We start from the raw sequence: 14,615 nt of genomic DNA, 5'->3' as shown, positions 1-14,615 counted from the left end.
TATCCCCGCGCTTCGGCGCTCGGGCTCACTCGTTGAGCCACAACCGGGGGGCCATCACCCCGCTCGGCGGCACCTCCGGATTCGCCACGAAGATGTCGAGATCGCCGTCACCGTCCACGTCGCCGAGGTTCACGAACTTTCCCCCGGCCGGGATCTGCACGGGGGATTTCGTGAACACGCCCTGACCATCATTCAGGAGCAGCTTCGTTTTCTCGTTCCAGCCGCCAAAGCTCACGACGGCATCGAGATCGCCGTCGCCATCCATGTCGCCGAGCGCCGCACAATCCCCGGTGGCGTTCGGCAGCGCTACCCCGCTGTTCGTGAAGTTCCCCGCCCCGTCGTTCCGCCACACCTCGAAATCCGAGCCAAAGTAGGGGAAGAACATGGCGTCCAGATCGCCATCTCCGTCCAGATCGCCGAGCAGCGACAACCCGACATCACCCGGGCCGACTTCCCCGCCCTGAGGGAAGCTCCCGGTCCCGTCGTTGAAAGAGATGTGGCTCCACTGGATCTCGTCGCCCGTGTACGTACGGCTTTTCGTGTGCAAGACGTCGAGGTCACCGTCTCCATCGAGATCGGCGAACGCCACCTGCCTCGTCATCCACCCCCCGTACGGCTGCGGCTCGCTGAAGGTGCCGTTGCCGTCGTTGATCCAGAAGACGGTCTCGAACTCGCCATCGAAGTCGCCCGCGGTCGCCGCGAGCGCGTCGAGATCGCCGTCGCCGTCCACGTCTCCGAGGACGACGTCGTAGGTGTGGTAGGTGTCGATGTTGATCAGCGATTGCCCGGAGTCGGTGAAGACCCCAGCGCCATCGTTGAACCACACCTTCGAGCCATCGCCGACGATCACGTCGTTGCCCGCGAACAGATCGAGATCCCCGTCCCCATCGAGGTCGCCTGCCGCGAGCGACAGGGCCTGGTCGGTCTCGTTGAAGCCCGGCTCGGAGCGGGTGAAGCTGCCCTGACCATCGTTCTTCCAGAGGTAGAGCTTCCTGTCGTCCTCCTCGTTTGCGCCCATCACCAGATCGAGGTCTCCGTCGCCGTCGAAGTCCCCGAAGACGGTGGCGAGCTGAGTCCCGAACTCCTGCGGGCTCGCCGTCGGCGCCCCGGAGCTCTCCGCCGTGGCCGTGACGAACTGGTAGAGGTACGGACGGGCCAGCGGCACCCCGGCCTCGCTCTGCAGGTCGGGGTACAGCGCCACGTCCACGTGTTCTCCGGCGAAGAAGGGCCTCGTCGGCGTGAACGCGATCTCTGCCCCCTCGGCGCGCAGCTCGCCCGTCCTCGCCCCCGAGCTTCGACCGCTCACCTCGAAGCTCGCAGCGCTCACCGAGTCGGGCGCCATGGCGCAGGAGAAGGTGACGGCGACCTCGGCATCCACGGGCGCATCGGCGGCGTTCGCCGCGGGGGCGCTGGCCACGACGCACGGCGGATCGCTCGGGCCGCACCGGGGTGCTTCCTCGCCGCCAGCGCCTCCGGTCCCTCCGGTCCCCCCGGTTCCCCCCACCCCTCCGGCGCCCCCCGTGCCTCCTGCGGCGCCGCTGCCCTCGGTGGCTCCTTCGGTCGCGCCCCCGGAGACATCGGAGCCGCACCCGAACAGGGCGGCAGGGAGGAGACAGAGCGTCGTTAAAACAGCGTATTTCATGGGGTTCCTCATGCCCGGGCGGGGGAAGCAGCGTTTACCTCGCGGAGGTCACGGCGGGCCCGGGCGGGGGAAGCAGCGTTTACCTCGTGGAGGTGGCGGCGGGCCCGGGCGACGCAGCCTTCACGCCGGGGGCGGCGGGTGCTGCGCTGGGTGCGGCGCTGGCGGCGGCGCTCGCCGAGGGCGCGGCGCTGGCGGCGGCGCTCGCCGAGGGTGCAGCGCTGCCCTTGCCGTCGGACAGCCGCGCCGTCTTGATGTAGTCGAGCTCCGGGAACTTCTCGCGCAGGAACTTGTTGCCCTGCATCTGGATCGTCCCCTGAGCGCCGCTCGGGCGCTCCCCGTAGCCGGAGTGGATCTTGTCGACCACCTCCATCCCGGGGTCGACCACCTTGCAGACGGGCGCGAAGCCCATCTTGTCGAGGTTCGAGTTGTCCGCGAAGTTGATGAAGAGCTGCGTCGACCGCGTGTCGGGGCTCCCTGCCATCGCGAACGTCACCATCCCGCGCGTGTTCGAGCCCTTCACCTCGTCGGGCTTCAGGTTCGCGCTGCGCCAGTGCTTGCTCACCTCGGGGTTCCCGTGGATCCCGAACTGCACCATGAAGGGCCGCGGCGTCTTCACCGCGCGGAAGAACGCCACGTCATCGAAGAACCCGATCTTCGCCAGGTTGTAGATCCGGTCCGCCCCGTTCGGTGCCCACGACCGCGTGCACTCGATCTCGAAGTCGCCCGCGGTGGTCTCGAACTTCACCTTGAACGTCGCGGGCGCCGTCTCCTCGGCCTTCTTCGGATCCTGCAGCGCGGCGTTCGTCGACTCCGGGAACGGACCCTTCGCCTTCGGCGCCTCGGTGGCCGTCTTGGTCACCGTCTTCGTCGTCGTCGCGGCCGTGGTCGCGGCGGGCTTCGGCGCTTCGGCCTTGGGCTCGGGAGTGGGAGATTCGCAGGCGGCGAGCGCGCCGGCGAACAGGACCAGGGTGAGTGCGTGCCGCATCATGGAGGCGCCTTATCGCATGGCGTTCCTTCCGGCAGCAAGCGACCACACGATCGCGCCGATCACTGCGGCGTCGGCGGAATGACCACGCTGTTGATGGCACCCACGTTGCCGCCGGCGGGGTAGGCGTACGAAGCGTTGTGGTCCGTCCCCCACACCGTCACCCCGAACGCTCCCTCACTCGACGCCTCGTGACGGCTCGTCTCGCACTCCGGCGCAGCGCCCACGAAGCCGCGCGTCAGGTCCACGTGCGCCACCTCGTAGTCGCCCGCGGTGCCCACCGCCTGCCATCCCGTCACCGTCCCGAGGCAGCTCAGAGTCACGTCCGAGAACGCCCCGTCCGCCCCGCGCACCCGGGTGATCACCAGGTTCGTCGTCCCGTAGGTCGGATCGGTGAAGAACACGTAGCGGCGCAGGAACTGCCCGGGTGGGAGCTGCAGCACCCACTCCTCGTCGCCGAGCGCGCACGCGCTCTGGCCCCCGCACCCGGGGCGCGACCCCACCCCCACCTGCATCCCCGCGAGGTACTGCGTCAGCACGAACGGATGCTCCTCGTCCTGCGCGCGCACCGAGAAGAGCTGCGTGGTCTCGAACTCCACGATCTGCCCCCCGCCCAGCGTCGTCGGCGCGCCGGCAGGCGGCTCCGGGTCCCAGCTCAGCGTCGTCCCCTCCACCACCCCGAGCAGCCGGTACGGCACGCTCTCCGGCGCCATCGAGGCCAGCCGCGTCACCACCCCGGCGCCCACGTACTCGCTCCCCATCGCGCTGATCGGCGCGAGCTGCTGGTGGGCCGAGTCGCGCCCGCCCGCGCCCGGGCTGGTCGCCGTCGCCACGGACAGGTACGTCGTCCCCGTCCACAGCCCGATCGGGCTGCTGGCCTGGATCACCGCCCCGCTCGGATCACCGCCTGCCCACTGCACCACCTCGCCGGCGTTGAGGGTGAACTGCACCGCCTGCCCTCCCTGCGCGGTCGGCACGTCGGGCCCTCCGGGCAGCGTCGACGTCGGCGAGAACTCCACCGTCGTCCCGTCCTCGTTCCCCACGAACAGCATCCACAGCACGCCGCCGGTCGAGGCGTGCGGCGCCACGGCGTAGTAGTTGTCGCCCCAGGTGCTGCGCGGGAACAGGTGCGCCGCGCTGGGCAGGTAGCTCAGCGCCCCGCCGTACGGCAGGATGTCGTAGGCCGTGAGCGGCGTGTCCGAGGCGACCTGGAACGCCGTCGAACGCCCGCTCCCGTGCACCGCGGTGTCGAGCAGCACCGCCGGCGGGCGCGGGCACTCCAGGGTCGTCCCGGACGAGTGCTGCACCCCGGGCCGGTGGGACAGGAACAGCACCGCCACCTCGCCGGGCGGCAGCCCCTCCGCGGGGAGCGGCGCGTACGTGGTGCTCGCCCCGCTCCCGCTCGGGATGTAGCCGAACGACGTCACGTCGAGCGCCTGCCCGTTCCTCTGCACGGTCAGCTTCGCCGCGCGGCCCCAGGTGTTGGCCACGAACACCGCGTGGCAGGGCCCGTCGAAGATCGTCCCGCCCGCCCCGTTCCGGTAGAACGGCACCGTCGGCGCGTAGTAGTCGCACCCGATCGACCCCTTGCTCGCCGCCGCCGCCTCGCAGGCGGAGATGCACTCCCCCTCCGAGCACCCCTGATCGGCCGGGCACGTCTCCACCACGTTCCCGTTCTCGTCGACCACGTGCTGCAGATCCGAGCTGCATCCCGTGGGGCCTCCGGGGTCGTTCCCGCCGATGTTCAGGCCGCCGCCTTCCCCCAGGCCGCCGCCGATCCCGCCGCCGCCGGTACCTCCCGTGCCGCCCGGTTCTCCGAACGAAGACGCGGCGCCGTCATCCTCGGCAGCGCCCGAGCATGCGAACGCGAAGATCGGCAGCGAGAGGAGCGTGACGAGCCCAGTGATCGCGGCAGTACGCATGGTTTCAAGGCACCCTGGTCGGAGGCCAGAGTCAAGCGCCGATCGCGCTCCCCACCTCCAGCTCCCTGCGTCACCCCGTTCGCCCCTCCAGACCCGCCTGTCTGACGCGCCCGCTGTCTGACGCGTCTGACGCGTCTGACGCGCCCGCTGTGCGCGCCCGCGTTGCATTCTGCGCCGGTCAGCCCCGCGTCACCCCGAACCCGGCGTCGGCCTTGAGCTGCGCTTCGAGGGACCCCCGGCTCCGCGCGAGCCGCAGCGCCTCCTCCATGGTCACCTGCCGCGTTTGCACCAGATCGGCCAGCGACCGCTCGAAGGTGATCATCCCGTCGCGCCGCGAGGTCTCCAGCGTCTGCAGGAGCAGGTGACCCTTCCCCTCCCGGATCTGCGTCCGCACCGCCGTCGTCGCCACCATCACCTCGAAGACTCCGACCCGCCCCTCGCCCGACGCCCGCGGCAGCAGCCGCTGCGCCACCACCGCCAAGAGCTCCGACGCGAGCTGCACCCGGATCTGCGGCTGCTGGTGGGGCGGGAACACATCGATGATCCGGTCCACGGTCTGCGGCGCGTCGTTCGCGTGCAGCGTCCCGAACACCAGGTGCCCGGTCTCCGCCGCCGTCAGCGCCGCCGCGATGGTCTCCGGGTCCCGCAGCTCCCCCACCAGGATCACGTCCGGGTCCTGCCGCAGGATGTTCTTCAGCGCCGCCGCGAAGCTCTTCGTGTCGGCCCCGATCTCCCGCTGCTCCACCGTCGCCACCCGGTTCTCGTGCACGAACTCGATGGGGTCCTCCAGGGTGATGATGTGGCACGCCCGCGACCGGTTGATCACGTCGACCAGCGCCGCCAGCGTCGTCGACTTCCCCGAGCCCGTCGGCCCCGTCACCAGCACCAGCCCCTGCTCCCGGTTGGCCAGCTCCCGCACCCCCCGCGGCAGCCCCAGGCTCTCGATCTCCGGGATCACCCCGGGGATCAGCCGGATCGACGCCGCCGCCGTCCCCCGCTGGTAGTGCGCGTTCACCCGGAACCGGCTCCCCCCCGTCACCGTCAGCGCGAAGTCGATCTCCCGCTCCAGATCGAACCGCTCCCGCTGCGCGTGGCTCAGCAGGCTGAGCACCAGCCGCCGCGCCACCGGCGCCGTCAGCGGCTCCGTGCCCTCGATCGGCCGCAGCATCCCCCCCACCCGCAGCAGCGGCGGCCTCCCTGCGATCAGGTGCAGATCGCTCGCCCCGCCCCGGAGCGCCGCCGCGAGCAGCCCCTGCATGTCGACCGGCGCCCGGTCCCCACCGAGATCGTGCTCCACCGAGAGCACCGCCCCCCGCTCCATCCCCTGCGCGTTCATCCGGAACTCGTCCGCGTTCTGCGCGTACGCCGCCCCCGTCTCGAAGGTGATCGACCCCTCGTGGTAGAGCCGCAGGAGCGCCCGGTTGAAGGTCTCCATGCCTCCCGCTCCGCCCCCCGCCCCGGCCATCAGATCCGGCACCTCCTCCACCCGCCGCTCCCGGATCAACCGCCGCATCGCCGGCGTCGCCGTGAGCACCTCCACCGCCACCACCCGCCCCTCGCCGTCGGCCCGCGGCAGGAGCCGCTGCGCCGCGATCCCCACCAGGCACATCGACAGGTCCATGCACACCTGCTCCCGCTGGTGCTCCGGGAAGTAACCGAGGATCCGCTGCAGCGTCTGCGCCGCGTCGACGGTGTGCACGCTCGACAGCACCAGGTGCCCCGTCAGCGCCGCCGACAGCGCCACGGCCATCGTCTCCGGATCGCGCATCTCCCCCACCACGATCACGTCCGGGCTCTCGCGCACCACGTGCCGCAGCCCCACCGCGAAGTCGCGCGTGTCGCTCCCGATCTCCCGCTGCGTCACCAGCGAGAGCAGGTCCTCGTGCACGAACTCGATGGGGTCCTCCAGGGTCACCACGTGCTTCGAGTAGGTGCTGTTGATGTGGTGCACCATCGCCGCCAGCGTCGTCGACTTCCCCGACCCCGTCCCCCCCGTCACCAGCACCAGCCCCCGCGGCGTGTCGGCGAACGTCTTCAGCACCTCCGGCAGCCCGAGCCGCTCGAACGAGAGCTGCCCGCTCGGCACGGCCCGCACCACCACGCCCACCATCCCCCGCTGCACGTGGAAGTGCATCCTGAACCGCCCGAGTTCCGGGATGGTCCTCCCCACGTCCAGGTCTCCGGTGCGCTCGAAGGCTTCCCGCTGCGAGGGCCTGAGCACCGAGGCCATGAACCGCCCCAGATCCTCCGCGGTGGTCGGGGGGTGCAGGGTCACCGTCACCTCCCCGTCCACCCGCCATGTCGGCGACCTCCCCTCGGCGAGGAACAGATCCGATGCCCCCGCGGCCATCATCTCCGCGAGCAGCGTGTCCATCGGACCGGGGATGTAGACGGCAGCGCTGGAAGGCGCCGCGAGCGCAGAGTCGGATGCCACGGCGCCATGGTCGGGGCATGCAAGCCTCCCCGCAAGGCCCTGCGCGCCACCTCGCTCCCCGGGGCACACGGCGTGCTACACCTGAGAAGACAGAACGACGCGCCCCTCGCACCCTCGTCAAGGCTGGAGAAGGAATGAACGCCCGACGCTTGCTCCTCCAAGTCGCTGCCCTCGCCACCGCCGCCGCCTCCTCGCTCGCGGCGAGCCCCGCCACGGCGGAGCCTCCATCCCCGGGCCCCGAGCGCGTCAGCCCCGGCCCCCAGCGGGTGTCCGCCGGCCCCCAGCGTGTCGCTCCCGGCCCCGAGCGCGTCAGCGCCGGTCCCCAGCGCGTCGCTGCCGCACCCCAGCGTGTCGCTCCCGGCCCCTCTGGTCCCCAGACGGCCCCCGGCGCGCAACCTGCCGTCCCTCCGGCCGCGCCTGCCGCGCCTGCCACGCTCGCAGCCCTCGGTGGCCCCACCGTCGTCGCGACCGCCGCTGCTCCCGGCGCGCTCGCTGCTGCGCCCGGGCCGCTCGCCGCGGCTGTGCTCACCGTGCCCGCCACCGCCACCACCACCACCGTGGCGGCCACCGCGACGACCATCGCGGCGACCTCGACCCCCGTCCCCTGGCGCGCGCTCGTCCTCGGCGGCGGCCCCAAGGCCCCCATGAACCAGGTCGCCATCGAGGGCCATGTCCGCTACTTCCAGACCCTCCTGCCCGACGCCATCGAGCGCCGCGTCCTCTTCGCCGACGGCAACCGCTTCACGCCCACCGTCCAGTACCTCGAAGGCGACCGCCTCTTCTACCGCCCCACCCGCCTCCAGCGCATCGACGGCCCCACCACGCTCGCCGGCGTCGATCGCCTCTGGCGCGGCTTCGTCACCGCCCGCCCGAGCGACCCGCTCCTGCTCTACTTCGCCGGCCACGGCAGCCCCGATCGCGGCCGCGACCTCGACAACAACGTCTTCGACCTCTGGGGCGGCGGCGGCCTCTCCGTGCGCGACCTCGCCGCCCGCATCGAGCAGCTCCCCCCGTCGACCCCCGTGGTCCTGGTCATGGCCCAGTGCTTCTCCGGCGCCTTCGCCAACGTCCTCTTCGAGGGCGGCGACCCCGAGGCCGATCCCGTCGACCGCGACCTCGTCGGCTTCTTCGCCGCCACGCGCGACCGCCCCGCCTCCGGCTGCACCCCCGAGATCAACGAGGCCGACTACACCGACTTCAGCAGCTACTTCTTCGCCGCCCTCTCCGGCCAGGACCGCCTCGGCCGCGCCGTCGACGACGCCGACTTCGACGGCGACAAGCAGGTCGGCATGCACGAGGCCTACGCCTACGCCGTCATCCACCAGGCCACGAGCGACGTCCCCATCGCCACCTCCGACGTCTTCCTCCGCCGCTTCGTCCCCACCCCCGACCGCGAGACCATGACCACGCCGTACAGCAAGGTCCTCGCCTGGGCGCGCCCCGCCGAGCGCGCCGCCCTCGAAGCCCTCGCCAAGGAGCTCGGCCTCCGCGGCGAGGACCGGATGCGCACCGCCTATGCCCTCCAGTTCGGCCCCGGCAGCGAGCGCGTCGACTGGGACGACGTGGAGGCCGCCCACCGCCTCCGCTTCATCCGCCTCGCCAAGACCGTGGTCCTCGCCCACACCCTCCGCGAGACCGGCGACCCCGCCCTCGTCGCCCGCTTCGACCGCCTCCGCGCCGCCGAGTCCAGAAACCCCCTCGTCGAAGCCCGCCCCGCGCCCTGAAGCGCCGCTGCTGACGGCTCGCATCGCCTCGCTTCGGCTCGCGGTGACGGCCTCACGGAGTGTTGGTCGATCGGCCCGCAGATCACCGCAGCGCCTGGTGTTATGGTCCTCCACAGAGGACGTCGCGATGGGACAGCCCGCTGAAAAACGACCGAGACCAGCCACCACCGCCGATCTCGCGGCCGTCCCCGAGCACCTCGTCGCCGAGATCGTCGACGGCGAGCTGTACACGTTCGCGAGGCCAGGTACGGCCCACACCGTGGTGGCGTCGCGGCTCGGGATGGATCTGGGCGGCCCCTTCGATCGAGGCCGCGGTGGCCCCGGGGGATGGAACATCATCGACGAGCCCCAGCTCCACCTCTGGTCTGACGGCACCGTCCTCATCCCCGACCTCGCTGGCTGGCGCCGCGAGCGCATGCCCAGACCACCGAGGACCGGCAAGTTCACCCTGGTGCCTGACTGGATCTGCGAGATCCTCTCGCCCTCCACAGCGACGCACGACCGGATCCGCAAGATGCCGCTCTACGCCGCGGTCGGCGTGACCTGGGTCTGGCTCATCGATCCCCTCGCCGGATCCCTGGAGGTCTACCACCTCGGTCCCGGGGGCCGCTGGGTGACCGAGCTCCTCGTCAGCGGCAACATCACCGTTTCTGCGCCGCCGTTCGACGCCGTCCCGCAGGATCTCGGCGCCCTGTGGGTGGAGGAGGACGAGGGCGAGACGCCGGACGACGAGGGCTGACAGGGCAGCTCTCCGGGCGCCGCGCGGCCATCGATCCCCAGGATGAAGCTGGGCGAGGACCTCCGGTTGCCGTTACGGTTGCGGCCTTCCGATGCTTCGCCCCTCTCTCCTTTCCCGTGCCCTGGTCGCCCTCGCGATCGCGGCCTCCGGCGCCTGTGCCGAGGCCCCTCGTTCCGGCCCGGCCGCGAGCCCGCCGCACCCCGCATCCAGCCCTGCGCCGAGCGCTTCCGCCATGGCACGGGCGTCCGGCGCCCTGGTGCCCGCAGCCACCCCACCGCCCCGCAGCTACCCTCGACCGGAGGTGCGCGCCACCGACGTGGACGGCGAGAGCAACGTCCTCGTGCAGCTCGTCACCCCGGGCGTCGTTGCATGGGAGCTCTTCGCGCCGAGCGGCGATGACCTGTATGCGTTCTTCGCGCTGCTCTCCGATCGGCGCCGCGGTACCGAGCGCATCGAGGAGCGCGTCTGTCGTGCTCATGCCCGGTGGCTGCGCGACCTCGTCGCCTCTCAGGCGCTGGTCCCGGAGGTGGCCATCGATCCGGAGGCATGCGCCACCCTCGAGCGCAAGGTGGTCACCGTCGCTCCGGGAGACCCTACCCCTTCGACCTGGCTCAGGTTCGAGGAGCACACTGAGCTCGACCCCCCAGGGTGGTATCCCCTGATGGAGTACTACGGCTTCGGCACCGAACTCTGGGTCTGGTACCTCGTCCCGCTGAAGGAAGGAGAACCGCCCGAACAAGGGGACGATCGCGAGATCCCCACCGGGTTCAAGGTCGACGACCTGTACTGGGGCGTGGAACTGCCGCTCCTGTTGCCGGAGTGATCACGGGCTGGCTCCCGGGCCGCACGCCGCACGCCGCACGCCGCACGCCGCACGCCGCACGCCGCACGCCGCACCCGGGCGGTGTGGGCCAGCATGCAGCAGCGCCTTCCGGAGGCCACGAAAATGCGTCCACACCGCCCCCGGTGGCCTCGGGAAGCCTCCAGAGGCGACCCACGAACAGCACAGCGGCTCGGGGAGCACAGGAAGTGCGACCCACGAACAGCACAGCGGCTCGGGGAGCACAGGAAGTGCGACCCACGAACAGCACAGCGGCTCCGGGAGCACGAAAGGGGCTTTCCCACCCCGAGCAGGTCAGGAATCTCACGGCCGCCCTGGCCACGGCCCTTGGCGGGTGCGCGCGCGGACGCGGTAGGATGGGTGCCCACCCTGCGCACCGAGCGGACCCTCCGGAACTGCCTGTTCAGGCGCCGGACGCCGGGGGCATGGGGGACGCGCAGGGCTCTGGTGAGCGAGGCCGTGGAGGAGGCGCGTGCAGGAGTGACTTCGGGGCGATGGTGATAGGTCATCGTCACCTCTCCGACCCGCTCCTGTCGCTCGCTCCGTCAGGTGTCACGGCGGGTACACGGCGCATCCCTCGAGCTACGGCGCCCCCCCGTTGCTCATGGCGTCGGCCAGCATGCGCAGCAGACGCGTGAGCTCGTCGAAGTCCTTGCGCGACCAGTCGTGGAACATGACCAGGGCCATCTCCTCGCGGGCAGCGTCGATGGCGTCGGTGGCGGCCTTGCCACGCGGGGTGATGACGGCTTCGCGCACCCGCTTGTCGGTGGAGCCCGCGCGACGGTCGACGAGCCCGAGCTCTTCCAGGCGCGCGACCTGGCGGCTGACGGTGGTGTAGTCGCGCCCGATACGGGCCGCGAGGTCGACGACGCCGATCGGCCCCCGACGCTCGATGAAGACGAGCAGCGGGAAGAGCGCGCGTTCGAGGGTCAGGCCCGCCTTCTCGAGCAGCGCCGCGTCGCGCTCCGGGCGGTTCATCACGATCGTGAGGTCGACGAGCGACCGGTGCAGCTCGGGGAGCGCCGCCCGAATATGTGCATCTTGCACCTTCTTGGTTGACATGCCTCGTCCTCTGCTAGATATGTGTATCATACACACAGGAGGTCGTCGTGGAAAAGCAGAGCCCTCTCGGGGTCCTGATCTGCGGTGCCGGTGCTACCGGCCTCACCCTTGCCATTGACCTGGCGCGCCGCGGGGTGCCGTTCCGTTTGATCGAGAAATTGGACAGCCCGTTCCCCGGCTCGCGCGGCAGGGGCATCCAGCCACGGACCCAGGAGGTCTTCGAGGATCTCGGGATCATCGATAGAATCGTGGCGGTCGGCGGCCTCTATGCGCCGCAGCGCGACTATCGCGAGGATGGCAGCTATGCCGAGTCGGACATGGGCGAGTGGCGCGATGCCACACCGGCCGAGCCTTATCACCTGGCGCTGATGGTCCCGCAGTTCCTGACCGAGCGGGTGATGCGCGAGCGGCTCGCGGAGCTCGGCCATCAGGTCGCGTTCGGATGCGAGCTGGTCGGGTTCGCGCAGGACGAGGACGGCGTCACGGCGCGCCTCGCCGGACCCGCCGGCGAAGAGACCGTGCGCGCCCGCTACCTCGTCGGCGCGGATGGGGGGCGCAGCTTCGTGCGGGGCGCGCTCGGCGTGGACTTCCCGGGCCAGACGCTGGGCATGCGCGCCGTGGCGGCGGACGTGACCCTGACCGGGCTCGGTCGCGATGCCTGGCACCGGTTCAACGGGGCCAACATGGAGCGGCAGGTCGCGATCTCTCCGCTCGCCGGAACCGACCTCTTCGCGATCCAGGGGCCGATCCCGCAGGAGGGGGAGGTCGACCTCTCTGCCGAGGGGCTCGAACGGATGATCGCCGAGCGCACCGGCCGCAGCGACATCCACATCCAGTCAGTGTCGTGGGCGTCGGCCTACACGATGAATGCGCGCCTGGCCAACCGCTATCGCGTCGGTCGGGTGTTCCTCGCCGGCGATGCCGCCCATATCCATCCGCCCACGGGTGGACAGGGTCTCAATACCAGCGTGCAGGACGCCTACAATCTCGGATGGAAGCTCGCGGCGGTGCTCGGCGGCGCTCCACAACGTCTGCTCGACAGCTACGAGGAGGAGCGGCGCCCGGTCGCGGAAGCGATGCTCGGCCTCTCGACCGGCCTGCTCGAAGCCATGAAGCGCGGCGTGAACCGCCGGAGCCGCGAGGTCCAGCAGCTCGACCTCCGCTATGCGCACTCGTCGCTCGCGCTCGCGACATCCGGTGAGACCTCCCGTCCCTCGGGGGCGCTGTGCGCAGGGGACCGCGCGCCGGATGCGCCACTCCGCGGCGCTGGCGGCCATGCGAGGCGCTTGTTCGAGCTGTTCGCCGGGCCGCACTGGACGCTGGTCGGTTTCGAGCCAGAGCGCGACATCCTCCCGCCACGACCCGGGCTGCGTATCCACAAGGTCGGCGTCGGCCGCGAGCTTGCGGACGAGGCGGGGCACCTGCGCAAGGCTTACGGCCTTGCACCTGGCGCGTGGGTGCTCGTGCGGCCGGACGGCTATGTGGCCGCGATCGTCGCCTCCGAGGATGCCGATGCGCTGGACCGCTATCTCCGCGATGTCGGCCTTGAACCCACGGGCTTTGTCCTCAGCCCGGCCGCAGAGAGGGAGCTTGTGCCGAGCAGGGATCGCGGATGACCTTCATTCTGTGACCAAGGCGGCGGTCTCCTCGCCATGAACGGTCGTCGCGTCAGCGTGGCCGCGCGTGGCGTAGGATGTCCTCCCATGAGCGATCTCGGCACGATGGACGACCTTCCGGGCGCCGTGGCCGCGTGCGAGGCGCTGGCAGAGAAGCTCGGGGAGGCGTTCGAGATGGAGCTGATTTGCGATACGTGGTGAGCGCCTTCATGGTCGTCGCGGCGGCCCTGGCCGGGTGCCGGCGTCGCCCTCCGCCGCCGAAGCTGGATGTCTCCGGGCAACCGACCGTGGAGAAGCCCTCCGTCGACACCGCCGTGGAGTACGTGTCGGATGCTGCGGATCGTCCCGCGATCGGCGAGGACGAGGTGCGCGTGGCCGACAGCGAGAGCATGCCCTCGCACGTCTCGTACTCCTGCGATGAACAAGGCGGCCCTCGTGCGTGCGAGGTCTCGGTGCTCGCACCGGATGTGCTCCTCGGCCGGTTCACGTTCTCGCAGCGCCCGGGCGACAAGGACCAGCAAGCGCGGCGTGTGGCAGCCGCGCACGGGGCCGATCTCGTCGTCTTCCTCTCCAGCCAGGGAAGGCCGCAGGACACGTACGCCGCGCTCGCCACGTCCGACCAGCTCCCGACCGCCGAGAAGGCACTGGAGTCCTTGTCCGGGATGCTGGCGTCGTACACCCGCGAGAAGAAGGTCTCGGGCACCTTCCCGGTCCGGACGGCGGGCACGGGCGCGGGCGCGGGCGCGGGCGCGGGTACGACAGGGACGACGTCCGCCGACCTGAACGCGCCCCTGCACAAGGACAGGTGCTACCTCGTCGCGCTCGCGCTCGGCAGCGACGCGCGCGTCTCGCAAGCGGCGTGGAGAGACCTCGTCCTGGAAGACGAGGGGCCCCTGTCGTCGCCCGAGGAGGGGATCAGCCAGAAGTCGGGTGAGGGACGCGCGAAGCTCATGGGCCCCCTCTGCGGGATGCTCGGCACGCCCTCGCCGTCCCTGGTGATGCGCGCGAACAAGGCGGGGCCGCACCAGATCTCCGGCTCTTACGAGCTGACCCTCTACTCACGGCCGGTGACGGAGATGGACAGAGCGCACGCCAAGGCCGCGGAGGACTGGGGGCATTGCGCCACCTGCAAGCTCGATCCGGTCTGCCTCGCCAAGCACGGCGTGACGCCCCTCCGGTGCGAAGAGCTGGGCGGTACTCCGTAGCGCCGAGGCGCGCGGCGGCGCGGAAGGTTCAGGCGCGGGCGTTGTGAAGCGTGGCTAAGATGACCCTCCCATGAGTGACTTCGGGACGATGGTGGTTCTGCGGCGTCGTGATGGCGCGGATCTCAGCGCTGACGATCGCGCCCGCATCGAGGAGGGCATCGCGGCGGTGAAGGCCGCAGACCGCCACCGCGATGCGCTGCGTGAGCCGTTCGCATTCCGGCGGATGGCGAGTGGCCCAACCGGGGTCCAGAAGGACATGGCCCTGCTGCTCAGCGAGTACTGGCTGGAGGGGGTCGAAGACGCGGACGACGGTGGGTACGGTGGCCGGACCGCCGAGGACCTCCTGGAGCACGACCGTCCGGGCGCCGAGGCCGTGTGCAAGGCGCTGGAGGCGAAGCTCGGGGAGGGGTTCGAGGTGGAGCTGATCTGCGATACGTGGTGAGGT

At 71.0% G+C, this 14,615-nt stretch carries 11 protein-coding genes; 6 read left to right on the top strand and 5 right to left on the bottom strand.

Going from position 1 to position 14,615, the window contains the following annotated elements; translation table 11 throughout:
- Positions 1-25: 25 nt before the first annotated feature.
- The 4 genes from CAP_RS02460 to CAP_RS47375 form a co-directional block, all read right to left on the bottom strand.
- Positions 26-1,642, bottom strand: a complete 1,617-nt coding sequence (locus tag CAP_RS02460; protein WP_156040428.1) for an Ig-like domain-containing domain — start codon at positions 1,640-1,642, stop codon at positions 26-28.
- Between the two features lie 79 nt (positions 1,643-1,721).
- Positions 1,722-2,630 (bottom strand): peptidylprolyl isomerase, encoded by a 909-nt coding sequence (locus CAP_RS43565; protein ID WP_052373983.1) that lies wholly within the window; start codon positions 2,628-2,630, stop codon positions 1,722-1,724.
- A 59-nt stretch (positions 2,631-2,689) separates the two neighbouring features.
- Entirely contained in the window at positions 2,690-4,549 is a 1,860-nt protein-coding gene (locus CAP_RS02450) for an IgGFc-binding protein (protein ID WP_044235560.1), read from the bottom strand.
- Positions 4,550-4,727: 178 nt separating this feature from the next.
- Positions 4,728-6,983, bottom strand: a complete 2,256-nt coding sequence (locus CAP_RS47375) for a type IV pilus twitching motility protein PilT (RefSeq protein ID WP_081864476.1) — start codon at positions 6,981-6,983, stop codon at positions 4,728-4,730.
- A 134-nt stretch (positions 6,984-7,117) separates the two neighbouring features.
- On the opposite strand from CAP_RS47375, the gene CAP_RS43560 reads away from it, so the two are divergent.
- The 3 genes from CAP_RS43560 (at position 7,118) to CAP_RS02425 (ending at position 10,269) form a co-directional block, all read left to right on the top strand.
- Positions 7,118-8,707, top strand: a complete 1,590-nt coding sequence (locus CAP_RS43560; RefSeq protein ID WP_052373982.1) for a hypothetical protein — start codon at positions 7,118-7,120, stop codon at positions 8,705-8,707.
- 127 nt (positions 8,708-8,834) lie between these two features.
- The gene (locus CAP_RS02430; RefSeq protein WP_044235558.1) at positions 8,835-9,446 is read left to right on the top strand and encodes a Uma2 family endonuclease; all 612 of its coding nucleotides are present in this window, start codon (positions 8,835-8,837) and stop codon (positions 9,444-9,446) included.
- 232 nt (positions 9,447-9,678) lie between these two features.
- A complete protein-coding gene (locus CAP_RS02425) occupies positions 9,679-10,269 on the top strand; it encodes a hypothetical protein (protein WP_156040427.1) in 591 nt (196 codons plus the stop codon).
- A gap of 600 nt (positions 10,270-10,869) precedes the next feature.
- Here the strand turns inward: CAP_RS02425 and CAP_RS02420 are convergent.
- Positions 10,870-11,349 carry a MarR family winged helix-turn-helix transcriptional regulator gene (locus CAP_RS02420; protein WP_044235554.1) on the bottom strand — a complete coding sequence of 160 codons (480 nt, stop codon included), beginning with the start codon at positions 11,347-11,349 and terminating at the stop codon, positions 10,870-10,872.
- Between the two features lie 47 nt (positions 11,350-11,396).
- On the opposite strand from CAP_RS02420, the gene CAP_RS02415 reads away from it, so the two are divergent.
- The 3 genes from CAP_RS02415 (at position 11,397) to CAP_RS02405 (ending at position 14,612) form a co-directional block, all read left to right on the top strand.
- Positions 11,397-12,965: an FAD-dependent oxidoreductase gene (locus tag CAP_RS02415; protein WP_044235552.1), complete on the top strand. Its 1,569-nt coding sequence runs from the start codon at positions 11,397-11,399 to the stop codon at positions 12,963-12,965.
- Positions 12,966-13,150: 185 nt separating this feature from the next.
- Entirely contained in the window at positions 13,151-14,170 is a 1,020-nt protein-coding gene (locus CAP_RS02410; protein WP_197040960.1) for a hypothetical protein, read from the top strand.
- A gap of 70 nt (positions 14,171-14,240) precedes the next feature.
- Complete coding sequence (locus CAP_RS02405; protein WP_044235548.1) at positions 14,241-14,612, top strand: hypothetical protein; 372 nt, start codon at positions 14,241-14,243, stop codon at positions 14,610-14,612.
- Positions 14,613-14,615: the final 3 nt, after the last annotated feature.

Origin of the sequence: Chondromyces apiculatus DSM 436 (genome assembly GCF_000601485.1) — a bacterium.
GTDB classification, from domain to species: domain Bacteria; phylum Myxococcota_A; class Polyangia; order Polyangiales; family Polyangiaceae; genus Chondromyces; species Chondromyces apiculatus.
Note: the sequence above shows the minus strand (reverse complement) of the source record. Positions and strands in the feature narration are given on the sequence as shown.